This window comes from Sphingopyxis sp. CCNWLW2, assembly GCF_037095755.1.
Classification (GTDB): domain Bacteria; phylum Pseudomonadota; class Alphaproteobacteria; order Sphingomonadales; family Sphingomonadaceae; genus Sphingopyxis.
The window spans coordinates 461,916-483,650 of sequence record NZ_JBAWKJ010000001.1 but is presented as its reverse complement, the minus strand read 5'-3'; the positions used below and the strand labels follow the sequence as shown (position 1 = coordinate 483,650).

The 21,735-nt window shown below is 66.3% G+C and carries 22 protein-coding genes; 10 read left to right on the top strand and 12 right to left on the bottom strand.

The genetic code is table 11. The features are described 5' to 3' along the window. Positions 1–4 precede the first annotated feature (4 nt). The gene (locus tag V8J55_RS02135) at positions 5–466 is read right to left on the bottom strand and encodes a GFA family protein (protein WP_336444172.1); all 462 of its coding nucleotides are present in this window, start codon (positions 464–466) and stop codon (positions 5–7) included. A gap of 53 nt (positions 467–519) precedes the next feature. Between V8J55_RS02135 and V8J55_RS02130 the strand changes: the two genes are divergently transcribed. The 3 genes from V8J55_RS02130 to V8J55_RS02120 are packed head-to-tail and all read left to right on the top strand — an operon-like array spanning position 520 to position 3,454. After that, positions 520–1,143, top strand: a complete 624-nt coding sequence (locus V8J55_RS02130) for a trimeric intracellular cation channel family protein (protein ID WP_037517784.1) — start codon at positions 520–522, stop codon at positions 1,141–1,143. Positions 1,144–1,194: 51 nt separating this feature from the next. Then, on the top strand, positions 1,195–2,523 hold the full coding sequence (locus V8J55_RS02125) for an oxygenase MpaB family protein (protein WP_336444171.1): 1,329 nt from the start codon (positions 1,195–1,197) through the stop codon (positions 2,521–2,523). 25 nt (positions 2,524–2,548) lie between these two features. Then, the gene (locus tag V8J55_RS02120) at positions 2,549–3,454 is read left to right on the top strand and encodes an alpha/beta fold hydrolase (protein ID WP_336444170.1); all 906 of its coding nucleotides are present in this window, start codon (positions 2,549–2,551) and stop codon (positions 3,452–3,454) included. A 136-nt stretch (positions 3,455–3,590) separates the two neighbouring features. Here V8J55_RS02120 and sppA read toward each other — a convergent pair whose 3' ends face one another. From sppA to V8J55_RS02095, 5 genes are all read right to left on the bottom strand, one after another. Continuing rightward, positions 3,591–5,573 carry a signal peptide peptidase SppA gene (gene sppA / locus V8J55_RS02115; RefSeq protein ID WP_336444169.1) on the bottom strand — a complete coding sequence of 661 codons (1,983 nt, stop codon included), beginning with the start codon at positions 5,571–5,573 and terminating at the stop codon, positions 3,591–3,593. Between the two features lie 78 nt (positions 5,574–5,651). Next, entirely contained in the window at positions 5,652–6,548 is an 897-nt protein-coding gene (locus tag V8J55_RS02110) for an NAD-dependent epimerase/dehydratase family protein (RefSeq protein WP_336445693.1), read from the bottom strand. A gap of 17 nt (positions 6,549–6,565) precedes the next feature. Then, on the bottom strand, positions 6,566–7,672 hold the full coding sequence (proB, locus tag V8J55_RS02105; RefSeq protein ID WP_336444168.1) for a glutamate 5-kinase: 1,107 nt from the start codon (positions 7,670–7,672) through the stop codon (positions 6,566–6,568). A gap of 35 nt (positions 7,673–7,707) precedes the next feature. After that, positions 7,708–9,045 (bottom strand): serine hydrolase, encoded by a 1,338-nt coding sequence (locus V8J55_RS02100; RefSeq protein WP_336444167.1) that lies wholly within the window; start codon positions 9,043–9,045, stop codon positions 7,708–7,710. Positions 9,046–9,196: 151 nt separating this feature from the next. Next, on the bottom strand, positions 9,197–9,559 hold the full coding sequence (locus V8J55_RS02095) for a VOC family protein (RefSeq protein ID WP_336444166.1): 363 nt from the start codon (positions 9,557–9,559) through the stop codon (positions 9,197–9,199). Positions 9,560–9,669: 110 nt separating this feature from the next. Here V8J55_RS02095 and V8J55_RS02090 point away from each other — a divergent pair, with 110 nt between their 5' ends. After that, the gene (locus V8J55_RS02090) at positions 9,670–10,155 is read left to right on the top strand and encodes an Lrp/AsnC family transcriptional regulator (RefSeq protein WP_336444165.1); all 486 of its coding nucleotides are present in this window, start codon (positions 9,670–9,672) and stop codon (positions 10,153–10,155) included. Positions 10,156–10,294: 139 nt separating this feature from the next. Beyond that, entirely contained in the window at positions 10,295–11,284 is a 990-nt protein-coding gene (locus V8J55_RS02085; RefSeq protein WP_336444164.1) for a pyridoxal-phosphate dependent enzyme, read from the top strand. Positions 11,285–11,316: 32 nt separating this feature from the next. Here the strand turns inward: V8J55_RS02085 and V8J55_RS02080 are convergent, their stop codons facing one another. The 3 genes from V8J55_RS02080 to V8J55_RS02070 all read right to left on the bottom strand — a co-directional run bounded on the left by V8J55_RS02080 (position 11,317) and on the right by V8J55_RS02070 (position 13,987). Continuing rightward, a complete protein-coding gene (locus V8J55_RS02080) occupies positions 11,317–12,111 on the bottom strand; it encodes a MipA/OmpV family protein (RefSeq protein WP_336444163.1) in 795 nt (264 codons plus the stop codon). Between the two features lie 50 nt (positions 12,112–12,161). Then, on the bottom strand, positions 12,162–13,202 hold the full coding sequence (obgE, locus tag V8J55_RS02075) for a GTPase ObgE (RefSeq protein WP_248456750.1): 1,041 nt from the start codon (positions 13,200–13,202) through the stop codon (positions 12,162–12,164). Positions 13,203–13,378: 176 nt separating this feature from the next. Further along, positions 13,379–13,987: a TetR/AcrR family transcriptional regulator gene (locus V8J55_RS02070; RefSeq protein ID WP_336444162.1), complete on the bottom strand. Its 609-nt coding sequence runs from the start codon at positions 13,985–13,987 to the stop codon at positions 13,379–13,381. A 56-nt stretch (positions 13,988–14,043) separates the two neighbouring features. Here V8J55_RS02070 and V8J55_RS02065 point away from each other — a divergent pair, with 56 nt between their 5' ends. From V8J55_RS02065 to V8J55_RS02055, 3 genes are all read left to right on the top strand, one after another. Further along, entirely contained in the window at positions 14,044–14,934 is an 891-nt protein-coding gene (locus V8J55_RS02065) for a metal-dependent hydrolase (protein ID WP_336444161.1), read from the top strand. 151 nt (positions 14,935–15,085) lie between these two features. Then, positions 15,086–15,634, top strand: coding sequence for a hypothetical protein (locus V8J55_RS02060; protein ID WP_336444160.1), 549 nt, complete (start codon positions 15,086–15,088; stop codon positions 15,632–15,634). Positions 15,635–15,666: 32 nt separating this feature from the next. Further along, a complete protein-coding gene (locus V8J55_RS02055) occupies positions 15,667–16,209 on the top strand; it encodes a GNAT family N-acetyltransferase (protein WP_336444159.1) in 543 nt (180 codons plus the stop codon). Here the strand turns inward: V8J55_RS02055 and V8J55_RS02050 are convergent. Both V8J55_RS02050 and V8J55_RS02045 read right to left on the bottom strand, forming a co-directional pair. Next, positions 16,206–16,652 (bottom strand): NfeD family protein, encoded by a 447-nt coding sequence (locus tag V8J55_RS02050; protein WP_336444158.1) that lies wholly within the window; start codon positions 16,650–16,652, stop codon positions 16,206–16,208. The genes V8J55_RS02055 and V8J55_RS02050 overlap by 4 nt on opposite strands. A 1-nt stretch (position 16,653) precedes the next feature. Continuing rightward, positions 16,654–17,565 carry an SPFH domain-containing protein gene (locus V8J55_RS02045; RefSeq protein ID WP_058536902.1) on the bottom strand — a complete coding sequence of 304 codons (912 nt, stop codon included), beginning with the start codon at positions 17,563–17,565 and terminating at the stop codon, positions 16,654–16,656. Positions 17,566–17,644: 79 nt separating this feature from the next. Here V8J55_RS02045 and V8J55_RS02040 point away from each other — a divergent pair, with 79 nt between their 5' ends. Next, positions 17,645–18,454, top strand: a complete 810-nt coding sequence (locus V8J55_RS02040) for an HpcH/HpaI aldolase/citrate lyase family protein (RefSeq protein WP_336444157.1) — start codon at positions 17,645–17,647, stop codon at positions 18,452–18,454. Between the two features lie 169 nt (positions 18,455–18,623). Continuing rightward, positions 18,624–20,126: a M28 family peptidase gene (locus V8J55_RS02035; RefSeq protein ID WP_336444156.1), complete on the top strand. Its 1,503-nt coding sequence runs from the start codon at positions 18,624–18,626 to the stop codon at positions 20,124–20,126. A 52-nt stretch (positions 20,127–20,178) separates the two neighbouring features. Here the strand turns inward: V8J55_RS02035 and V8J55_RS02030 are convergent, their stop codons facing one another. After that, positions 20,179–21,552, bottom strand: coding sequence for a class II 3-deoxy-7-phosphoheptulonate synthase (locus V8J55_RS02030; protein WP_336444155.1), 1,374 nt, complete (start codon positions 21,550–21,552; stop codon positions 20,179–20,181). Between the last annotated feature and the right edge of the window lie 183 nt (positions 21,553–21,735).

The window sequence follows — 21,735 nt, the reverse complement described above, 5'->3', positions numbered from 1 at the left end:
GGCTTCAACCGGCCATCATCGCCTGCCACCGGCGCTGTGCGTCGGCGCTCCACACGTCCTTGGGTGACGGGTAGAAATCCGGAAACACCTTCGCGTCGTCGGGCAGGACGACCCACGGCTGTTTGCTGCGCGTGAAGATATGGACATCGGGCGGGCATTGGTCCGGGTCGTCGAGCGTCCCGACACGAACGAAGGAGGAGCGGCGGCCCGAGTTGGGATAATGGCTCCACAGCGCGACCCGGCAGGTCGGGCAGCGGATGATTTCCTGCCCCCGGCCGCTTTCCGACGGGGTCATTACATAATCGACTATCCCTTCGGCCTCGACGCGCTCGCTCTCGATCACGGCATTGATGACGAAGGCGCTGCCCGTCTCGCGCTGACACCAGCGGCAATGGCAGCAATGGACGATCATCGGTGCCGCGGTCAGCCGGTAACGAACCGCGCCGCACGTGCATCTGCCTTCCATCGCCGCCTCCTCTCCATTGTGCCGTACCGCGCGCGATGATAGCCCGGCGCGCGATGGATACACAAACCCTCGTCCGCCTGCTCGACCTCGTCGGCATCGGCGTCTTCGCGCTGTCGGGCGCGCTGATGGCGGTGCGGCTGCGCCAGACGCTGGTGACCGCCGCCTTCTTCGCGCTGGTGACCGGCGTCGGCGGCGGCAGCGTGCGCGACCTGCTCATCGGCGCGCCGGTGTTCTGGGTGCAGGACGGCGCGATCGCCGCGGTGTGCATCGCGATTGCGATGGTCGTCTGGCTCACCCCCGAACGCTGGTGGCAGGGGCAATTGCTCGAATGGGCCGACGCCGTGGGACTCGCCGCTTATGCGGTGTTCGGCACGGCGAAGGCGCTGGCATGGGGCGTCCCGCCCGTCCCCGCGCTGATGATGGGGGTGATCACCGGCTGCGTCGGTGGCACGATCCGCGACATCCTGGCGGGCGTGCCGTCGATCATCATGCGCCCCGAAGTCTATGTCACCGCGGCGGCGCTCGCGTCGGGGCTGTTCCTGCTGCTGCAATGGCTGGGGACGGGGACGGCGGTCGCGGCGGTTGCGGGCGCAGTTGCGGGCTTCATCCTGCGTGGCGCGGCGATCCGGTGGTCGCTCGCGCTTCCGGCCTACCGCGGGCACGGCGAAGACGCTTAGGCCAAAAGCAGTTAAGCTTGCCAAATCCCGAAACTGTGGCAGTTTCGTCTTATGAACAGTGATGTCAGCACTATCGCCCGCCGGGTGCGAGGCCAGGCCGACGCCTTGCCCGAGCTGTTCGGCCGTTTCGATTTTGACAAGGCGCCCGAGCGCTGGGCGCCCGAGGTCGACGCGGTGAGCGAGCTCAGCCGCGTTGGCAGTATCAATCGTGCATCCTATCTGGACGACCCCGAGCTGCTCGGGCGCATCCGCGAATATACGATGCTCGGCGACCGGACGGGCGACGCTTATGCCGCGCTGATGCCGCGCTATGGCTTCCAGCGCACCGTCGCGATGCTGGTCGAGGCGTGCGACAAGGGCGTCGAGGCGGTCGACGACGCGCCGCCCGAACTCGCGGCGCTGATCGGCGAGATGGAGCAGAAGCCCGACTGGCTCGACATGAAGCTCGTCGAAGAGGGCGCAGCCTACGAGCGCAACGCCACCGCGAACCTCTCGCCCTTCCTGATCCGCGGCGCGTTCATCGCGACCTTCCTCAACAAATATTCGGCGCTGCCGATGGCGCTCACCGGCACGCTCGGTCAGGCGACCGCCGCTCGGCGGGTGAAGGAAACCGCGACCTTCTTTGCCACCACCGCGCTCCCCGGTGCGCTCGATCGCTTCGGGCCGGGGTTCAAGGCCGCGGCGATGGTGCGGCTGATGCATTCGATGGTGCGTATCAACGTGCTGTCGCGTCCCGGCATGTGGGATGCCGAAACCTATGGCATGCCGATCCCGCAGCTCGACCAGATGCCTGCGGGGCTGATCCCGGTCTATTTTATGTCGCAGGAGGTGCTCGCGAAGGGGCGGACAAGTTTCACGCGGCTCGAACGCGGCCGCGTCGAGCTCGCGCGCTATCGCTGCTATCTGCTCGGGTTGCCCGAGGATCTGCTCGCCGACACGCCGCAGGAGATCGTCCGCATCTGGCGCACGCGCAGCGCGACGCTGCGTTACGAATATGACGATCAGGTCTGCGGCGGTCTGCTGCGCGCGACGATGGACGCCGAACTGTCGAAGGATATGTCGCCGAAAGGGCTGGTGAAGCGCCGCCTCGAATATTCGGTCAGCCGCGTCTTTTTCGTGAAGGCCTTCCTCGCCGGCGACGAGGCGCGCGCGGCGAATGTCGGCGTGCCGGTCAGGCGCCGCGACCACCTCATCTATGGCGCGACGATGCTCGGCATTGCGGGGCGCATGGCGGCGTATCGCGTCGCCTCGCGCCTGCCCGTGATCCGTCACCTCGCCGATCGCCGCCTCGTGCGCCGGATCGAGCGCCAGCTCGACGGTTATGGCCGCGCCGAATTCACCTCGAACGCCGCCAATTACAAGCCCGCCACCGCGGGGTGATCCGACTTCCAGCCAAGGGATTTTCATGCAGACAGAGCAAGCGACCTTCAACGGCATCAGCATCACCTATGAGGACAAGGGGCCAAGGGACGCGCCCGTCATATTGCTGGTGATGGGGCTGGGCGGACAACTGACGCTGTGGCCCGACGAGTTCGTCGATGCGCTGAACACCCGCGGTTTCCGCACGATCCGCTACGACAATCGCGACGTCGGCCTGTCGACGCGCTTCGATGCCGCGGGCGTGCCGAACGTCAAATGGATGATCGTCAAATCGGTGATCGGGCTGCCGATCCGTCCCGCTTATACGCTGGCCGATATGGCGGCCGACGGCATCGGCCTGCTCGACCATCTCGGCATCGACCGCGCGCATGTCGTCGGCGTGTCGATGGGCGGGATGATTTCACAGCATATCGCCGCGCGCTACCCCGACCGCGTGCTGTCGTTGACCTCGGTGATGTCGACCACGGGCAACCGCCGCCTGCCGCGCGCGCAGAAGGAAGCGATGCAGGTGCTCGCGAACCGCCCGATGAACGGCGACAAGGAGGCGCTGATCGCTTACTCGGTCAACGCCGCGCGCGTGATCGGCAGCCCCGGCTATCCGGCTGCGGAAGACCGGCTGCAGCGCCGCGTCCGCGCCGACTTCGAGCGCGGCTGGTATCCGCAGGGTGTTGCGCGGCAGATGGCCGCGATCGTCGCCGATGGCGACCGGCGTCCGATCCTGAAAGACATCGAGGCACCGACGCTCGTCATCCATGGCGAGGATGATCCGCTGGTGCCGCTGCCGGGCGGACGCGACACGGCGGAGAATATCGCTGGCGCGCGGCTGCTGACGATCCCCGGCATGGGGCACGACCTGCCGCTGGGGCTGGTCGACACGATGGCCGATGCGATCGCGGGACACATAAACCAAACGACCGCGGTCGCTGCCTAAGTCGCCGCGAGAGAAAAACCGTACCCCTGCGAAGGCGGGGGCCCATCACCGGTCGATGCAATTTGGAACCATCAGGAGATGGGTCCCCGCTTTCGCGGGGACACACTTCTTTCGGGACAGCGCCTCCGTTTGAGCTTTACTTCAGCAGCAGCGCCATCGTCGCGAAAAAGCCCTTCGCCTCGGCCTGACCCGGCCGCGGGACGGCGGGGAGGTACGCGCGGCAGTCGAGGCACGAGGCCTGCACCGATCCCGCCTGCGTCAGCATCGTCAGATCCTGCACCAGCCGCCGTTCGGTGAGCTGGCGGTTCATCGCCGCAATGCCGAACCAGCCGCGGGGAAGGGCCGCCGTCTCTTCCTCGGCGCCCGACCAGCTCGCGAGCAGCTTTGAGAATTCGCTCGGCTCGTCCTCGAAATATTTGGCGTGGAAATCGCCGTCGATCTTGGCGAGCTTCGCCGCGGCCTTCAGCGCATCGGGCAGGCCGCCGAACTGGTCGACAAGCCCGATCTGGCGCGCGGTGCCGCCCGCCCAGACGCGCCCTTCGGCGATGGGCAGGATCTTGTCGAGCGGCTGCTTGCGGCTCTTCGCGACAAGACCGGTGAAGCGGGCATAGACGTCCTCGACGCTCGCCTGCGCCAGCGCGTTGAACTCGTCGTTCACCCCGCCGAACACGTCGGGCTGGCCCGACAGCGGCGTCGTCGCGATGCCGTCGGCATTGACCCCGATCTTGGCCAGCGCCTGGTCGAAGCTCGGCAGGATGCCGAACACACCGATCGATCCGGTGATCGTCTCGGGCTCGGCAAAGATGCGGTCGGCCGGCGTTGAAATCCAATAGCCGCCCGACGCCGCGACATTGGCCATCGACACCACGATCGGCCGCTTCTTCGCCTTTGCGACGAGCAGCGCCTGCCGGATTTCCTCCGACGCGAGCACCGATCCGCCGGGTGAGTCGACGCGGAGGACGATCGCCTTGACGCTGCTGTCGGTCGCGGCGTCGAGGATATGCTTTGCAACGGTTTCGCCGCCCGCGACGCCGCTCGGTGCCTCGCCGTCAACGATTTCACCGACGACGGGGACGACCGCGATTCTGCTGCCGCTTGTCGAGGGCGGATTGGCGGCGACCCAGTTTTCGAGTGGGATCGCATTATATTCCCACGGCTTGCTGTCGTCGGGCGTGCCGCTGATCTCGGCGACGCGGCGGTTGAACGCCATGCGGCTGCCGACCTTGTCGACAAGGCCGGCATCGACCGAAGCTTTCGACAAATCATTTCCCGCCGCGCGCACCGCACCCGCGGTGTCGGCGATGAACGCGTCGAGCTTCGCCGCCGGACGCGCCTTTTTGACGTCGGTCAGCCAGTTGTCCCAGAGCACACTGGCGTAGGCGAGGTCGGCTTCCTTCGCCTCGGGCGACTGGTCGGTACGCAGGAAGGGCTCGACCGCGCTCTTGAAGGTGCCGACGCGGTAGATATGTGCGGTGATGCCGAGCCGGTCCATCAATCCCTTGTAATAGAGGCGCGATCCGCCCGGCCCCGCGATCGCGACGCCGCCGATGCCGTCGGCCCAGATTTCGCTCGCGTGCGCCGCGACCTGATAGCTGTCGGTGGTGTAGGCGGCGGCAAAGGCGAGCACCGGCTTTTTCTTCGCGCGCACCTTGTCGACCGCGGCGCCGATTTCGGCGAGCGAGACCTGCCCGCCGCCGAGGAAGCGGTCGAGGTCGAGCACGACCGAGGTCACGCGCTTGTCGTCGGCGGCGACCTCCAGCGCATGAACGACGTCGCGGACGCGGATTTCCTTGAGCTGCGCGCCGCCCGACAGCGCGGCGAGCGGATCGACTTCGGAGGGCTGTTCGCTGACGATGCCGTCGAGTTCGATCAGCAGCGCGCCCTGGCTGACGGGCAGGCCGGCATTAGGGCGCCCCGAAAGCAGGCCGAACAAGGCGACGAAGAAGAGCAGCAGGAAGATCAGCGCGAGCGCATCCTTGATCCCGACGAGCAGGTGCCAGACCTTGCGCGGGAAGCTGGTCGTCGACCTCGGCTTGCCGTCGCCCGGCAGCGGGCGGCGCACGGGGATGACCCAGGGGCCGGCGGGATCGTTGGGTGTGTTCGCAGTGCTATCGGTCATGTCCGCAAACCTAGGGATGCGGCTCGCCCTTGGCAATGCACGCTTCGACGGGCGAACGCCGACACCTTACCGGCGACGTCAGAGCCAGCCTTCGCGGCGATACCAGCGGACGGTTTCGGCCAGCGCGTCGTCGGTGTCGCGCTCGGGACGCCACAGCGCGGCGGGCGGGCACGCGCCTTCGGTCGCGACCCAGTCGGGATGCGCGATATAGCGCGCGCGGTCGGGGGTCAGCTTGGCGCGGCTGCGACGGACGAGCTTGTCGAGCCGCCCGCCCGCCCTGAGCAACAAGGCGGGGGTCGCGACCGTCGACAGCCGCTGGCGCCCCACGGCGCGCGCGACCGCGCGGGCAAAGCCGCGATGCGACCAGCCGGTGGGCTTGCCGTCGTCGGGCTCGTAAATCTGGCCGATGCTCGCGCCGCGGTCGGCGGCGAGCGTGACGAGCAGCCGGGCGAGCTCGTCGACATAGATCGCCGACATGCGCCCGCTCGGCACCAGTGCGATGCCGCGCCGCGCCATGCGGAACAGGTCGAGCATTTCGGTATCGCCGGGCCCGAACACGGCGGGTGGCCGCACGATCGTCCAGTCGAGCCCGCTGTCCTGGACGACCGCCTCGGCGCGTTCCTTCGACCAGCCGTAATTGGAAATGCCGGGCTCGCGCGCCGCGAGCGATGAGACGTGGACGAAGCGCGTGACGCCGGCACCGCGCGCGGCGTCGACGACGTTGGCGGTCGCGATCGCATTCCCTGCCTCGAAGGCGGCGCGGGTGGGGACGTTGACGACCCCTGCGATGTGCATGACGACGTCGGCGCCCGCCGCCATCTCGGCAAGGCTGTCCTTGTCATCGAGCGCCCCCGCGATCCAAGTCACGCCTTCGCGTTCGGGCTGCGGCCGCCGGGTGAGGGCGCGGACGTGCCAGCCCGCCGCGACCGCATCGCGCATCGTCGCGCCGCCCACGAAGCCGGTCGCGCCGGTCATCGCGAGCAGGGGCTGGGTCACAGCAGCACCATATGGTCGCGATGCACCATCGCGCTCCGCGGTGCGTAGCCGAGCGCGGCCTCCTGCGCGTCACGGCCGAGGCCGACGATGTTCGCGGCGTCGGCGCCCGGATATTCGGACAGGCCGCGCGCAATGACGCGCCCGTCGGGGCCGGCGATGTCGAGGATGTCGCCGCGCGCGAAACTGCCGCTGACCGCGGTCACGCCGGCGGCGAGCAGGCTCGCGCCGCCGTGCAGCGCCTTCGCGGCGCCCGCGTCGATCTCGATCCGGCCCTTGGCGGTGAGCCCGCCCGCGAGCCAGGCCTTGCGCGCGCTCGCGCCCTTGTCGGCGACGAACAGGCTGTGCCGCGCCGCGGTCGACAGCGGCCGGTCGATGCGCCCCGACGCGATCGCAAGGTGCGCGCCCGCGGCGTTGGCGATCCGCGCCGCGGCGATCTTCGACACCATGCCGCCCGATCCCATGCCCGATGCCGAACCCGTGTCGGCCATCGCCTCGATCGCGGCATCGATGCGCTCGATGCGCGCGATATGGACGGCGCCGTCCTGCGCGGGGTTGCGGTCGTAGAGGCCGTCGATATCGGACAGCAGGATCACGCCGCCCGCTGTGGCCGCCTGCGCAACCCGCGCCGCAAGCCGGTCGTTGTCGCCAAAGCGGATTTCCTCGGTCGCGACGCTGTCATTCTCGTTGATGATCGGCACGACGCCGAGGCTGAGCAGCCGGTCGAGAGTCGCCGCGGCATTGAGATAGCGGCGGCGATGCTCGAGATCGTCGAGCGTGACGAGCATCTGCGCCGCGGTCAGCCCTTCGACACCGAGCACCTCGGCCCATACCTGCGACAGCGCGATCTGTCCGGTCGCGGCAGCGGCCTGCGCATCCTCGAGCGTCCCGCGTCCGCCCTTGGCCAATCCCAGCCGCCGCGCGCCGAGCGCGATCGCACCCGACGAGACCACGGCGACCTGCTGGCCCGCGCGCGTCCGTTCGGCAATGTCCGCCGCAATCCCGACGAGCCAGTCGCGCCGCACCGCGCCCGACGGATCGACGAGCAGCGCCGATCCGATCTTGACGATCAGCCGGGGGCAGGAGGCGGGCGGAAACAGGCTCATATCCGGCGCCGCTTAGCGCGCGGCGCGCGCCATGGCTATTCTTTCGTCGCGGGCATGTCGCGGCCGCCCTGGTGGAGGACGAGACCGGTGATCGTGCCCGCCGCGTCGCGATTGAAGCTGAGCTGCGCGTCGACGACGCGCAGGAAAAAGCGATCGGGCGCCTCGGCGAATATCTCGTTCGGCTGTTGCCCGCTGAGCTGCGCGGTCAGTTTGCCATCGGCAAAGGCGATCGCAATCGTCCGCGTCGGGTTGACCCGATAGGTCCCTGCATATTGGCGCAGCGTCGCGGGTGCGATTGCGATCGCCTTGCGTTCGCTGGGCAGGGTGACGCTTTCGCCGCGCGCCAGCGCCATCATCGACACGCCGAGCCGGGCGGCGGCAGGGCCGTTGAGATTGCCGAGCACCGCGACGGTGATCTTCGTGCCCGGATCATAAGCGAGATAGGCGTTGAAACCATTTATCCCGCCCGAGTGAGAGTAAAGGCGCCGATCGGCGGTGGCTTTCACGCCAACGCCGAGCGCATAATCGTTACGGCCGGGGGTGGTGAGGGCGGCGAGGGTTTCCGCGCGCAGGAGGCGGCCGCCGTACAGGCCCTGCTGCCACTTCAGGAGATCGCGCGTCGTCGAATAGAGACCGCCGGCGCCTTGCGGGACCGACATGTCGACAAAGTCGGAGTTCGCGACGCCCTTTTTCGTGGGCGAATAGCCCGCCGCCCGGTGCGGCAGGATCGTTGCCGCATCGTCATAGCCGCTGTCGGTCATGCCGAGCGGCTGGAAGATGTTCGCGGTGACGAAATCGGCATAGGACTGGCCGCTGACCTTTTCGATGATCGCGGTCGCCACCACATAACCCGAGTTGGAGTAGGCCCAGTCCGCACCCGGCGCAAAGTCGAGCGGCTTATCGCGAAAGCGGGCGATCAGTTCGTTGGCCGTCGTTGGCCGCGCCTGTTTTTCGAAATAGTCCGGAAAGCTCGTGAAATTGGCGATGCCCGAGGTGTGATTCAGCACATGGCGCACGGTGACCGCGTCCCATGCGGCTGGCGCGTCGGCGAGATAGGTCTTTACCGGCGCGTCGAGGTCGATCTTGCCCCGGTCGTGAAGCAGCAGGACCGCTACGGCGGTAAACTGCTTGGTGACCGACGCCATCCGGAAGCGTGTCGCGCCATCATTGGGAATATTCCATTCACGATTGGCGAGGCCATAGCCCTTGTCGAGCAGCACCTTCCCGTCGCGCGCGACAAGGATGGCGCCGGAAAATTCATCGCGGTCGACATCGGCGCGCGCGACCTGATCCATGCGCGCGGGATCCTGCGCCGTTGCGGGCGCCAGCGGCAACAGCGTCAGTGCGATCAGTGCCGGGAAGCGGGTGAACATGCGCTTATTCTCCATCCTGTGAATTCGATGGAGGTGTAATAGTAATATATATCACCAACACAATGGCTTGTGCAGAATTTCGAGCGCGATCCGCCGAACGCGTAGCTGAGCGTGAGGCTGGCCGATGGCGGCAGCGAGATCGCGGTTCGGCTCAGCCTTCGGCGGAGTGACAGACGAATTCGACTAGTCGTCCATCGGGATCGCGCGCGTAGCCCGCATAATAATTGGGGTGGATATGCGGTGCGAGTGCCGGGGCGCGATCCTGTTGGCCGGCGCTCCCGCTGGCCCGCAAATAGGCATCCTGCACCAGCGCGCGCGTTGGCGCGCCGAATGCATAGTGAACATCGATCGAGGGATCGCCATCGGTGATCCAGAAATCGAGCCGGCCTTCGTGGCCAAATCCCTTGGCCGGGCCATCGACGGCAAGTTCATAGCCAAGCGGGCCGAGGACGCTGCGATAGAAGGCGACACAATCATCCATGCGGCGCGTACGGATTTCGAGATGGTCGAGCATGGTTTCTTTCCGGATGAGGGTGGGGAAAGCGCAGTCTAGTGCGCGCGTTCGACGATTTTCCGCGTTGATGGACGTCAATTGGCGGGCAATCGGCGAAAATTGCGCCTATCATGCTGAATATGGCCACGACCGACCTTGATCGTTTTGACCGCCAATTGCTGGCCGCGATGCAATCGGACGCGACCGCGACGTCCGAAAAGCTCGCGGAGACGATTGCCCTGTCGCCGTCGGCGATCCAGCGGCGGTTGCGGCGGCTTCGCGATCTTGGCGCTATTGTCCGCGAAACCGCCATCCTCGACCCCCGCTTTGTCGGTAACCCGACCTATTTTGTGGTCGCGCTTCAAGTCGAACGCGAGCGCCCCGAGTTGCTCGCGCAACTCCGCCGCTGGCTCGCGGCGGAAGACCATGTTCAGCAGGCCTTTTATGTGACGGGCGAGGCCGATTTCATCCTGATCGTCACCGCGCCGAGCACAGAGGAATATGATGCCCTGATGACGCGACTGGTCAGCGAAAATGCCAATGTCCGGCGCTTCACCACCAATGTCGCGCTCGGCGTGGTCAAAAGAGGGTTGATGATACCGATCGCCGAAGATTGAAGCGATTGCGGGAAATCCGCTTGGCGCCGGGCAGCATTGCCCAAATTCCGCGCGGGGCAGTCGCGAAACACGGCCTGCCACTCCAGATCGATGATAAAATCGCGGCATGGAACAGCTATCCCGGCATCCCGATGATCTGATGTCCGATCGGCCCACGTCGCTTGTCGATCTGCCGTCGCTCGCGGAGCGATGCGGCGTCGGAAAAATATGGGCGAAACTGGAAAACGAAAGGCCACTCGGCAATTTCAAATCGCTGGGCGGTGCACATGCCGCGCTATGGGCGCTCGCAACCGCGACGGGGCATGACGATATCCCGACCTTTCTGGCCCGTATGCCCATGCCGCTTCCCACGCTGGTGTGTGCGAGCGACGGCAATCACGGTCTGGCGGTCGCCGCTGTCGCCCGCCGCGTCGGCGCGCCGGCTCGCATCTATCTTCCGGCGGCGGTCGGCGGAGCCCGTGCGGCACGGATCGAGGCGATGGGCGCCACCATCATTCGTGTCGAAGGAACCTATGACGAGGCGGTCGCCGTTGCCGCCGCGGCAAGCGACGGTGTGCGGACCCTGCTCGTCGCCGACACGACCGACGATATGGACGACCCGGTCGTTGCCAGGGTCATGGAGGGATATGGACGGATCGCACTGGAAATTCGCGCCCAGCTTCGCGCCGACGGATCCGCTTATCCCACCCACGCCTTTATTCAGGCGGGCGTCGGCGGGCTGGCAGCCGCGATGGCGGAAGGACTCTGCCCGTATGAAGAGGGGCTTTGCCAATTGGTCACGGTCGAGCCGCAATCGGCGCCGTGTGTCGAGCGGGCCCTGCGAAATGGTTCACCGATCCTCGTGCCCGGGTCGCTCGAAACCGCGGCCGAAATGCTGTCCTGCGGACTCGCATCGGCCCCCGCGGTGGCCTCGCTGCTTCGATACGGCGCCGAGCCGCTGCTGGTCGACGAAGGCGTGATCGAGCAAGCGGTAGAATTGCTCGATCTTGCGGGCGGTCCCCTGACCACCCCGTCGGGCGCAACGGGTCTGGCCGGCCTCCTCCATGTTTCGCGCGATGCGGAGGCACGGGTGCGGCTAAAGCTCGGTCGCGGGTCCCGCATCCTGCTTGTTATAACCGAGGGTGTGTGACGCAGCCCGATCAGGATGGCGCCTGTGTTGCGTCACCGGTCCCCGCCGAAAGTGTAGCTGAGCGCGATGCCGCCCGACGGCTGGCTCCGCGATCCCAGTTGGCGTGTCACCGGCGAATCCGCCGCGTCGCCGACAAGCCGGTCGTAACGGCCATAGAGTGCGATGCCCCAGCGCTTTCCAAGCATGTGGTGGTAACCGGCGGTCACGCCGACCGAGTGGATGCCGCCGCCCGGATCATAGGCGGGAAGGCCCGACGTCGCGGCGGCCGCGGGCGTCACGCCGAAATAGGCGCCCATATATTTGGCGTCGCCCAGCGTGACGCGCGGGCCGATCGAGAAGAGCCAGTCGTCGCCCTGCCGCGCGACATAATCGGCGCTGACTTCGCCGGTCCAGCCCTTGTGGCCGCTCAGCCCTTTGCGTCCGTCGAGACGCAGCCGCAGCGCCGGGGTCAGGTGAACCTGTGCAAAGGCGCCGGCCTCGATCGACAGGCCGACCTTGGGGAGGTCGGCGCCAATGTCGGACGCCTTGCGCTTGCCGACGAAGCCGAAAGCGGGGCCGAAGGCGAAATCGCCCGAATGGAGCAGCGGCGAGCCGAAGCTCTCATCGGGCGCTTCGAACGCGAATTCCGCATCGCGGGTGCGTGAAAAGTCGACATAGGGGCCGACGCTGAACTTGTCCGCGCCCGGCCACGACGGCGACAGCTGCGGCCCAAGGATCAGGCGCGTGCGCTTCTCCCCGCCCTCGCTGCCTTCCTGCGCCGTCGCCGGAACCGAAGCCAGCGCGAGTGCGGTAAGGAACGGGGCGGCAAGCTTGTTGCGATCTATCATGCGAAATCCTTGTTGTTCCGCATGAAATTCCCAGCGGTAGCGTTTCGTTCCTAGACCGGCGACCAGCCGGGGGCTTCGTCGCTTTCGTCCTCACCGGGCTCGGGATGGCCGATCGCCTCGAGCAATTTGTCGAGCACCGCGGGCACGCCCGCACCGCTCGCACCCGAGAGCGCCATCACCGGGTGCCCGCTTTCCGCGGCGAGTTCGGCCGACAGCGCCGCGATCAGCTCATCGTCGAGCGTGTCAATCTTGTTCAATGCGACGATCACCGGCTTGTCGGTGAGGTCGGCGCCATAGGCTTCGAGCTCGTCGCGCACGATGCGATAGCTCGTCGCGACATCCTCGTCGTTCGCATCGACCAGATGCAGCAGCACGCGGCAGCGTTCGATATGGCCGAGGAAGCGGTCGCCGACCCCGGCGCCTTCGGCGGCGCCCTCGATCAGCCCGGGGATGTCGGCAACGACGAATTCATTGCCCTTGTGGCTGACGACGCCAAGCTGCGGGCGCAGCGTCGTGAAGGCATAGGCGCCGACCTTTGCCTGCGCATTGGTAACCCCGTTGATGAAGGTCGACTTGCCGGCATTGGGCAGGCCGACGAGGCCCGCGTCGGCGAGCAGTTTCAGCCGCAGCCACACCCACATTTCCTCGCCCGGCCAGCCCGGACCGTGCTGGCGCGGCGCGCGGTTGGTCGATGTCTTGTACGACGCATTGCCGCGCCCGCCGTCGCCGCCGCGCAGGAAGACGAGTTGTTCGCCCTCCTTGGTGAGGTCGGCGAGCAGGCTGCGGTCCTCGTCGTCGTCGAGAATCTGCGTGCCGATCGGCACCTGGATGACCAGATCGGGGCCGCCCGCGCCGGTGCGGTCGCGGCCCGCGCCGGGGGTGCCGCGCTTCGCTTTGAAATGCTGGGTGTAGCGAAAGTCGATCAGCGTGTTGAGTCCGGCAACGGCTTCGAAGATGACATCGCCGCCCTTGCCGCCATTGCCGCCGTCGGGGCCGCCATATTCGACATATTTTTCGCGCCGGAAACTGACGGCGCCGGGGCCGCCGTCGCCGGACTTGATGAAGATCTTGGCTTGGTCGAGGAAATGCATGGTGGGGGCCTTTAGGGCGTAAACTTGACTACATATCAAGCTCCGTTCGTGTCGAGCGAAGTCGAGACACCCATCGCGACGGCGCAAGGCCGATGGGCATCTCGACTTCGCTCGATGCGAACGGAATGAATGGATTGCCGCGCCCCCTAGCGTGCGCGACACAAAATTACCAGCCCTTAGCCCTGCGGCTTGCCGCCATGCTCGGCCCAGAATTTCGCGATCCGCCCGGTGATCAATTCGGTCGCCAGCACGCGCGACGTGTCGCGCGGCAGGTCGAGCGCCTCGGCCATCGGGCCGCCGAGTTGCGCATCGCCGAGCGCCATCAGCACCAGCGCAAGCGTATCTTCGTGCATCAGGCGCTTTTCGTGCGCGTCGGGGGCCATGCCGTCGATCAGGCGGTGGATCGCATCGACGATCGGGTCGAGCGCGTCGTCATTGCCCGTCGCCGCCATCCATGTCGCGAGCGCGCCCGCGCCGCCCTCGTTAAAGGCATCGAAGGCGAGATCGACGATTTCGCGCACATTGCGTTCGCCGGGCGGCGATTCGGCCATCTTCTGGCCGATCGTCGCGCACACCGTTTCGGCCTGATAGGCGGCGAGCGCCTTTTGTAGCCCCGCCGCGCTGCCGAAATGGTGGAGCAGGTTCGCGTGCGTGCGGTCGATGCGCGCCGCCACGGCCTTCAGCGTCACCGCCGCCGGTCCCGTTTCGACCAAAATCTGGCGCGCAGCCTCGAGCGCCGCCGAACGGCTTTCCTCGGGACTCAGACGCTTCTTCACTATTGACATATGTGTAAGTAAACCCTATTGCTGGCCCGTCTCCCCTTTTCGACGGTATGAGCCATATGTCCAGTCTTTCCCAGTCGCCGACGCCCGCCGATCTTTCGATTACGCCGCGCGACATGCGCTTTGGCCGCGACGACAAACAGGGCCGCTGGTGGCTGAACGGCGATCCGATCGCCTCGGCATTCCATACCGCGCTGTCGGTCACTTTCCCGCGCGGCGAGGCGATGTTCATCGAAGCGGTGAAGGCGCACCGCGACGGCGTGCCCGACAAGCTGGCGCGCGAAATCCGCGCCTTCACCCAGCAGGAAGTGATCCACAGCCGCGAACATGTCGTCTTCAACAAGAAGGCGGCCGAAGCGGGTTACGATCTTTCGGAGCTTGAGGATGACGTGAACCAGGTTCTCGACCTCATCAAGACGCGCCCGCAGATCGTCAACCTGATGGCGACGATCGCACTCGAACATTATACCGCGATGATGGCGGCGGTGATGCTGCGCGAGGATAGCATGTACGCGGGCGCCGAGCCTGAATGGGCGGCGCTGTGGAAATGGCACGCGATCGAGGAAATCGAGCATAAGGGCGTCGCGTACGACACCTGGCTGCACGCGACGAAGGACTGGAGCCGCTTCCGCCGCTGGCGTGCCAAGTCGCTGATGATGATCCTCGTCACCACGCGTTTCTGGCCGAAGCGTGTGAAGGGGATGAAGGCGCTGCTCCGGCAGGACGGCCTCACCGGCTGGCGCGTCACCGCGCGCATCTGGTGGTATCTGCTTGGCACGCCCGGGGTGCTGCGCAAGAGCTTCTTCCCCTGGCTTTCCTATTTCATGCCCGGCTTCCACCCGTGGAACCACGATGACCGCGCGCTGATCGGCAAATATGAAAGCGATTATGCCGACGCGATCATGCCGGCGCATTCGTCACGGCCCGAACTGGCAGCCGCCGCCGCCTGATTGCCCTTCTCCGCGGTTGCGGCGGTCCAGAGCGGTTCTCTCTCCCTGCTTCTGGGCCGCCTCATCCGCGGAGAGGTGACGTCAAAGCCGCTGGACGCCGCGGATGCGTTCTCATATCCCTTCACCGGTGGAGGGACCAATGCAGCCACATATGACCGCGGCCGAAGTCACGCAGTTCGAGCTGCAACTTGCGGGGCGTTCATCCCTGCTCGAATTCGGCTGCGGCGGCAGCACGGTGGTGGCGGCGCGGCAAGTGCGCCGGATCGTCAGCGTCGACAGCGATTCCGCCTGGCTGGCCAAGGTCCAGGCCGACGTCAGGCGCGAGGTCGTCGAATTCACGCCCTTTCATGTCAACATCGGCCCTGTGGGCGAATGGGGCTATCCGGCGGATGAAAGCAGAATCCGCGACTGGCCGCATTATCACACCGATATATGGCGCAACGTGCAGGGCAGCCCCGATGCGGTGTTGATCGACGGACGCTTTCGGGTCGCGTGCCTGTTGCAGGCGATCATCCACTGCAAACCCGACTGCGTCTTTCTGTTCCACGATTTTGAGGACCGGCCGCACTATCATGGCGTGCTTCGCCATGTCGATGTGCTGGCGCGCGTCGACACGCTCGCGGTGATGCGCGCGAAGCTGCAGGTCGACGGCACGGCGGTGCTGCACGACCTGTTCGACCATTATCTGATCCCCGATTGACCGCCCGGGCCGGCTTCGGCACACCCGCGCCCATGTCCGTCAAAGCCTTTACCGCACCGCCTGTCATCGAAACCGAACGCTTGCGCCTGCGTCCGGGGCGCCTGTCCGACAAGGATGTCCATATCGAGATGTGGGCCGACGAACGTGTCACGCGCTTCATCGGCGGCGAACCGCGCGCGCCCGACGTGAGCTGGGGCAAGTTCCTGAGCTCGGCCGGGCTGTGGCCGGTGATGGGCTTCGGCTATTGGGTGTTCGCCGACCGGCAAAGCGACGCGCTCGTCGGCATGGGCGGGCTAAGCTATTTCTGCCGCGGCATCCCCGAACTCGAAGGAATGCCCGAGGCGGGATGGGCGTTCGATGCCGATCATTGGGGCGCGGGCTATGCGACCGAAGCGATGACCGCGGCGCTCGGCTGGGCTGACGCGAACCTCGATGCCGGGGAAGTGCGCTGTATCATCGACCTCGGTAACGACGCATCGGAACGCGTGTCGGCGAAGCTCGGTTTCCGCCGCATCGGCGAAAGCGATGCGCTGGGGCATGTCGTCGCGATCTATTCGCGGCCCAAGGGCGGCTAAACCGCCTCGACCACCAGCACCCCGCCGTCGGCGCTGACGACGCGGACCTTCGCGCCCTCGGCCACGTCAGGCCCGCGCACTGGCCATTCGCCGTCGCCGACCTTGGCGCGGCCGCGGCCGTCCTCGATCGCCTGGGTCACCGTCAGCACTTCACCGATCAGGCGGCCGCCGCGCTGGTTGAGATGCGGGTCGGTCGTGGTGATCGGGTTCGCCTTCAACCAGCGGCGCGCGCCATAGAGCGCGATGAACGACAGGACGGCAAAGACGCCGAGTTGCACGGGGATGCTCAGCGGGACGATCCACGCGATCGCGCCGGTGACGATCGCGGCGGCCCCCAGCCAGATCAGGAAGAAGCCCGGCGCGACGATCTCGGCGGCGGCGAGCAGCACGCCGAGCGACAGCCACGCCCAATGCGGTTCCATGTTCGTCAGCCAGTCGGGCATGTCAGGCTTCCTTGCGTTCGAGCGCGTCGCGCGCGAGCTCGCCGATCCCGCCCAATGTGCCGATCAGCTGCGTCGCCTCGACCGGGAACAGGATCGTCTTGGCGTTCGGGCTCGTCGCGAACTGGCTCACCGCCTCGACATATTTTTGCGCGATGAAGTAATTGATCGCCTGCGCATTGCCGCCCGCGATCGCGTCCGACACCATCTGCGTCGCCTTCGCTTCGGCTTCGGCCTCGCGTTCGCGCGCCTCGGCGTCGCGGAAGGCGGCTTCGCGGCGGCCCTCGGCCTGCAGGATCTGACCCTGCTTCTCGCCCTCGGCGCGCAGGATTTCCGATGCGCGCATGCCTTCGGCTTCGAGGATGTTGGCGCGCTTTTCGCGCTCGGCCTTCATCTGCCGCGCCATCGCGTTCGAAATGTCGGCGGGTGGGCGGATGTCCTTGATTTCGACGCGGGTGATCTTGACTCCCCAAGGCGAGGTTGCTTCGTCGACCACGACGAGCAGCCGCGCATTGATATGGTCGCGCTTCGACAGCGTCTCGTCGAGATCCATCGACCCCATCACGGTGCGCAGGTTCGTCGTCGTCAGGTTCATGATAGCCAGATACAGGTCGCTGACCTCATAAGCGGCCCGCGCGGCATCGAGCACCTGGAAGAAGACGACGCCGTCGACCGCGACCATCGCATTGTCCTTGGTGATGATTTCCTGGCCCGGAATGTCGAGCACCTGCTCCATCATGTTCACCTTGCGACCGACGCGATCGAAGATCGGCATGATGAAGTTCAGCCCCGGCTGCGCGGTGTGCGTGTAGCGGCCGAAGCGTTCGATCGTATAGGCAAAGCCTTGCCGGACCGGGGTCAGCGCCCAGATCAGGAACACCAGTGCCAGAACTACCAGTGCAAGTGCGAAATACATCGAATACCCCCTCAGCAATTTCCGTCTGCAACCGCCTTCCTTATTGCGGCAATGGTCCGGCTGCGCCACAGAAAAGCATATGACGCCAAGTGACTATCCGCCGCGCTCCTTGCTCTATGTCCCCGGATCGAACGCACGCGCGCTCGAAAAGGCGGGCGGGCTTGCTGCCGACATGCTGATCATCGACCTCGAGGATGCGGTGCCCGCGGACCGCAAGGACGAAGCACGCGCTGCGATGCGCGCCGCGGTCGCGGCCGGTTTTCCGGGCAAGCGCGTCGCGGTGCGCGTGAATGCGACCGGAACGGCCGAACAGGCGGCCGACATCGCGGCGATCGCCGGGTTGCAGCTCGACGCTGTGGTGCTTCCGAAGGTCGATGCGCCGTCCGATCTCGACCCGCTGCGCGGCCTCGTCCTGCCGGTCTTCGCGATGATCGAGACGCCGGCGGCGATCTATGCCGCGCGCGATATCGCCGCCGATCCGGCAGTCAGCGGCTTGATCGCCGGGCTCAACGACCTCGCGCACGAGCTCAAACTGCCCGACGGGATGGACCGCGGCGCGATGAGCCATGCGATCCAGTCGATCGTCCTCGCTGCGCGCGCGGGCGGTGTGTGGGGTTTCGACGGCGTGCATAATGCGATCGACGACGCCGCGGGTTTCGCCGCCGAGGCGGCCGAAGGGCGGCGGCTCGGTTTCGATGGCAAGACGCTGATCCACCCGTCGCAGGTCGATCCGTGCAACGCCGCCTTTGCCCCGTCCGAACGCGAGATTGCGGCGGCCGAGGCGCTCGTTGCCGCGGCGACGGGCGGGGCGCAGCGCCATGACGGGCGGATGATCGAGGATATGCATGTTGTGGCGGCGAAGGCGTTGCTCGCGCGGGCCAAGAGGTAATCATCAGTTTCGTCAACCCGACGAGGGCCGGGATCTCAACTTCGTAACTTGACGCGCCGGCGAGATCCCGGCCTTCGCCGGGATGACGAGTAAGGCAAGGGGGATGGCCGTTCGTCTTTCGACGAACGCGCCTTGCCGGGCGGCGGCGGAAATGCCATGCGGCAGCGCCATGAAAACCACCCGTTTCCACGCCGCCGTCGCGGCCATCGCCCTCCTCACCATTGCTCCTGCTGCTTCAGCCGCGCCTGCCAAGGGCGACGCGCCAATCACCGAGGCCCAACTCACCGATCATATCAAGGTGCTGGCAAGCGACGCGTTCGAAGGCCGCGCGCCGGGAACAGAGGGCGAGGACCGCACGATCGCCTATATCGTTGGCGAATGGGCGAAGGCGGGGCTCGAAGCCGTTCCGGGCAGCACGACGCCGTGGCTCCAGCCGGTGCCTTTCGTCGAAACACAGGCGCTCGAGGGCAGTGCGAAGTTCAAGGTCAACGGCCGCGACTTCGCAATCGAGGATGATGGCATCATCCTGACCGGACGCGACCCGTCGGTATCGCTGGCGGGCGTGCCCGCGGTTTTCGTCGGCTATGGTGTCGACGGCGCGGGCAAGGTCAATGCCGACGTCACGGGCAAGCTCGCGATCATGCTGTTCGACAATGCGCCGTTCGGCGACAAGCTGCCGCGCTATCGCGAGCGGCGCCAGATGCTCGCGGATGCCGGCGCATCCGCGGTCCTCGTCATTGCGACCGATGCGGTGCCCTGGGCGCAGCTGCGCGAAAGCGCCGGCGCCAAGTCGATGCGGCTCGCGGGCGCCAAGCCCGGCGCGCCGGTCAGCGGCTTCCTGTCGCTCGAGGCGGCCGATGCGCTGCTCAAAAAGGCGGGCCAGGATGGCGGTGCGCTCCGCGAAGCCGCGAAATCGCCCGAATACAAGGGCGCGGCGCTGCCGGTGACCGCCGATATCACCGCGAAATCGGCCGCGCGCCCCTTCGCCAGCAACAATATCATCGCCAAGCTTCCCGGCGCCAAGCCCGACGGCAAGGCGATCCTGTTCCTCGGCCACTGGGACCATCTCGGCATTTGCGAGCCCGAGGGTGCTGCGGACCGCATCTGCAACGGCGCGGTCGACAATGCGAGCGGCATTGCGGTGCTGATCGAGGTTGCGAAGCGGCTGGGGTCGGGCCAGCGTCCCGACCGCGACATCTATTTCATGGCGACGACGGCCGAGGAAAAGGGCTTGCTCGGAGCGCATTATTTTGCCGATCATCCCGTCGTGCCGCTGGCCGACATCACCGTTGCGCTCAACATCGACACCATCGCCATTTCGCCGCGCGGCACCCCGGTCGCGACGATCGGGCGCGGCAAGCCCGCCTATGATGCCGTGGTGCGGGAAGCGGCAACGAAGCTTGGCCGCAAGCTCGACGAGGATGGCGAGGCCGACGCCTTCATCCAGCGGCAGGACGGCTGGGCGCTTGGCGCCAAGGGCGTGACGTCGCTGATGGTCGGCGGCAGCTTCTCGGACATGAAGCTGCTCGAAGCCTTCCTTGGCAGCGATTATCACACTGCCGCCGACAATTTCTCGGACAAGATCCCGCTCGGCGGCGCGGCCGAAGATGCCGATCTGCATGTGGCGATCGGCCGGGCGTTCGCCGATACCAAGCGGTGGCCGGGTAAATAAGCTTCGCGGAATAATAGGTGTCGCCCCCGCCTGCGCGGGGGCGACGGAATAATTAAGCCGCCTGCTTCGCGCGGTCGGCCATTTCCTGATTGAGCATTTCGGCGAGCAGGAACGCGAGTTCCAGGCTCTGCCCCGCGTTGAGCCGCGGATCGCAATGCGTGTGATAGCGATCGGCCAGATCCATCTGGGTCACGTCCATCGCGCCGCCGGTGCATTCGGTGACATTCTGGCCGGTCATCTCGATATGGATGCCGCCGCCATGGGTGCCCTCGGCGCGGTGCACGGCAAAGAAGCCGCGCACTTCGGCGAGGATGCGCTCGAACGGGCGCGTCTTGTAGCCGTTGGGCGTCTTGATGACATTGCCGTGCATCGGGTCGCACGACCAGACGACGGGGTGCCCCGATTCCTTCACCGCGCGCACCAGCTTGGGCAGATGCGCCTCGATCTTGTCATGGCCGTACCGCGTGATCAGCGTCATGCGGCCGGCGACATGGTTCGGGTTCAGCGTGTCGAGCAGGCGCAGCAGCACGTCGGGCTCGAGGCTAGGGCCGCACTTCATCCCAACCGGATTGCCGATCCCGCGCAGATATTCGATATGCGCCGATCCCTCGAAGCGGGTGCGGTCGCCGACCCAAAGGAAGTGGCCCGAGGTGTCGTACCAGCCGCCGGTCAGGCTGTCCTGCCGCGTCAGCGCTTGCTCATAGGGAAGGAGCAACGCCTCGTGGCTGGTGTAGAAGCTCGTGCCCTTGATCTGCGGCACCGTTTCGGGCGTCACGCCGCATGCTTCCATGAAGGCGAGCGCTTCGGAAATCCGCGCGGCGGTTTCCTGATATTTCTTCGCCCAGGGGCTGCGATCCATGAAGTCGTGCGTCCAGGCGTTGACCTGGTGCAGATTGGCATAGCCGCCGCCGGCGAAGGCGCGCAGCAGGTTCAGCGTTGCCGCCGACTGGTTATACGCCTTGATCATGCGCTGCGGATCGGGCTCGCGGCCTGCTTCCTCGAACGCGATGTCGTTGATGATGTCGCCGCGATAGCTCGGCAGTTCGACGCCATCGATATCTTCCATATCGGCCGAACGCGGCTTGGCGAACTGGCCCGCCATGCGGCCGAGCTTCACCACGGGCATCTTCGACGCGAAGGTCAGCACGACGGCCATCTGGAGCAGCACGCGGAAAGTGTCGCGGATGTTGTTCGGATGGAATTCGGCAAAGCTCTCGGCGCAATCGCCACCCTGCAGCAGGAACGCCTTGCCCTCGGCCACGCGGCCGAGCTCGGCGGTCAGGTCGCGCGCCTCGCCGGCAAACACCAGCGGCGGATAATTGCTGAGCTCACGCTCGGCGGCCGCCAGCGCGTCGGCGTCGCGATAGGTGGGAAGCTGGCGGGCCTCGTGCGAGCGCCAGCTATGCGGTTGCCAGTTTTTCGTCATCTGCCTGTCTTTTCGCGTTCGAATCGAGCGCCACATGGCGCCTATGCCGCACGGAAGCAATGTTTCCGGCACGATCAAACCCGAAAATTAGCATTATCGTGACCTTTGCGCACCTATGCTTTTCTTGAGGGACCAAAACTGGTAGTTTATTACGTGCTGCGGAAATGCGATGTGCCTCGCGCG

Excerpts from the sequence above, each read along its gene's own strand:
- V8J55_RS02135 (WP_336444172.1), bottom strand. The coding sequence starts at position 466 with ATGGAAGGCAGATGCACGTGCGGCGCGGTTCGTTACCGGCTGACCGCG.
- V8J55_RS02130 (WP_037517784.1), top strand. The coding sequence starts at position 520 with ATGGATACACAAACCCTCGTCCGCCTGCTCGACCTCGTCGGCATCGGC.
- V8J55_RS02125 (WP_336444171.1), top strand. The coding sequence starts at position 1,195 with ATGAACAGTGATGTCAGCACTATCGCCCGCCGGGTGCGAGGCCAGGCC.
- V8J55_RS02120 (WP_336444170.1), top strand. The coding sequence starts at position 2,549 with ATGCAGACAGAGCAAGCGACCTTCAACGGCATCAGCATCACCTATGAG.
- sppA (WP_336444169.1), bottom strand. The coding sequence starts at position 5,573 with ATGACCGATAGCACTGCGAACACACCCAACGATCCCGCCGGCCCCTGG.
- V8J55_RS02110 (WP_336445693.1), bottom strand. The coding sequence starts at position 6,548 with ATGACCGGCGCGACCGGCTTCGTGGGCGGCGCGACGATGCGCGATGCG.
- proB (WP_336444168.1), bottom strand. The coding sequence starts at position 7,672 with ATGAGCCTGTTTCCGCCCGCCTCCTGCCCCCGGCTGATCGTCAAGATC.
- V8J55_RS02100 (WP_336444167.1), bottom strand. The coding sequence starts at position 9,045 with ATGTTCACCCGCTTCCCGGCACTGATCGCACTGACGCTGTTGCCGCTG.
- V8J55_RS02095 (WP_336444166.1), bottom strand. The coding sequence starts at position 9,559 with ATGCTCGACCATCTCGAAATCCGTACGCGCCGCATGGATGATTGTGTC.
- V8J55_RS02090 (WP_336444165.1), top strand. The coding sequence starts at position 9,670 with ATGCTGAATATGGCCACGACCGACCTTGATCGTTTTGACCGCCAATTG.
- V8J55_RS02085 (WP_336444164.1), top strand. The coding sequence starts at position 10,295 with ATGTCCGATCGGCCCACGTCGCTTGTCGATCTGCCGTCGCTCGCGGAG.
- V8J55_RS02080 (WP_336444163.1), bottom strand. The coding sequence starts at position 12,111 with ATGATAGATCGCAACAAGCTTGCCGCCCCGTTCCTTACCGCACTCGCG.
- obgE (WP_248456750.1), bottom strand. The coding sequence starts at position 13,202 with ATGCATTTCCTCGACCAAGCCAAGATCTTCATCAAGTCCGGCGACGGC.
- V8J55_RS02070 (WP_336444162.1), bottom strand. The coding sequence starts at position 13,987 with ATGTCAATAGTGAAGAAGCGTCTGAGTCCCGAGGAAAGCCGTTCGGCG.
- V8J55_RS02065 (WP_336444161.1), top strand. The coding sequence starts at position 14,044 with ATGTCCAGTCTTTCCCAGTCGCCGACGCCCGCCGATCTTTCGATTACG.
- V8J55_RS02060 (WP_336444160.1), top strand. The coding sequence starts at position 15,086 with ATGACCGCGGCCGAAGTCACGCAGTTCGAGCTGCAACTTGCGGGGCGT.
- V8J55_RS02055 (WP_336444159.1), top strand. The coding sequence starts at position 15,667 with ATGTCCGTCAAAGCCTTTACCGCACCGCCTGTCATCGAAACCGAACGC.
- V8J55_RS02050 (WP_336444158.1), bottom strand. The coding sequence starts at position 16,652 with ATGCCCGACTGGCTGACGAACATGGAACCGCATTGGGCGTGGCTGTCG.
- V8J55_RS02045 (WP_058536902.1), bottom strand. The coding sequence starts at position 17,565 with ATGTATTTCGCACTTGCACTGGTAGTTCTGGCACTGGTGTTCCTGATC.
- V8J55_RS02040 (WP_336444157.1), top strand. The coding sequence starts at position 17,645 with ATGACGCCAAGTGACTATCCGCCGCGCTCCTTGCTCTATGTCCCCGGA.
- V8J55_RS02035 (WP_336444156.1), top strand. The coding sequence starts at position 18,624 with ATGAAAACCACCCGTTTCCACGCCGCCGTCGCGGCCATCGCCCTCCTC.
- V8J55_RS02030 (WP_336444155.1), bottom strand. The coding sequence starts at position 21,552 with ATGACGAAAAACTGGCAACCGCATAGCTGGCGCTCGCACGAGGCCCGC.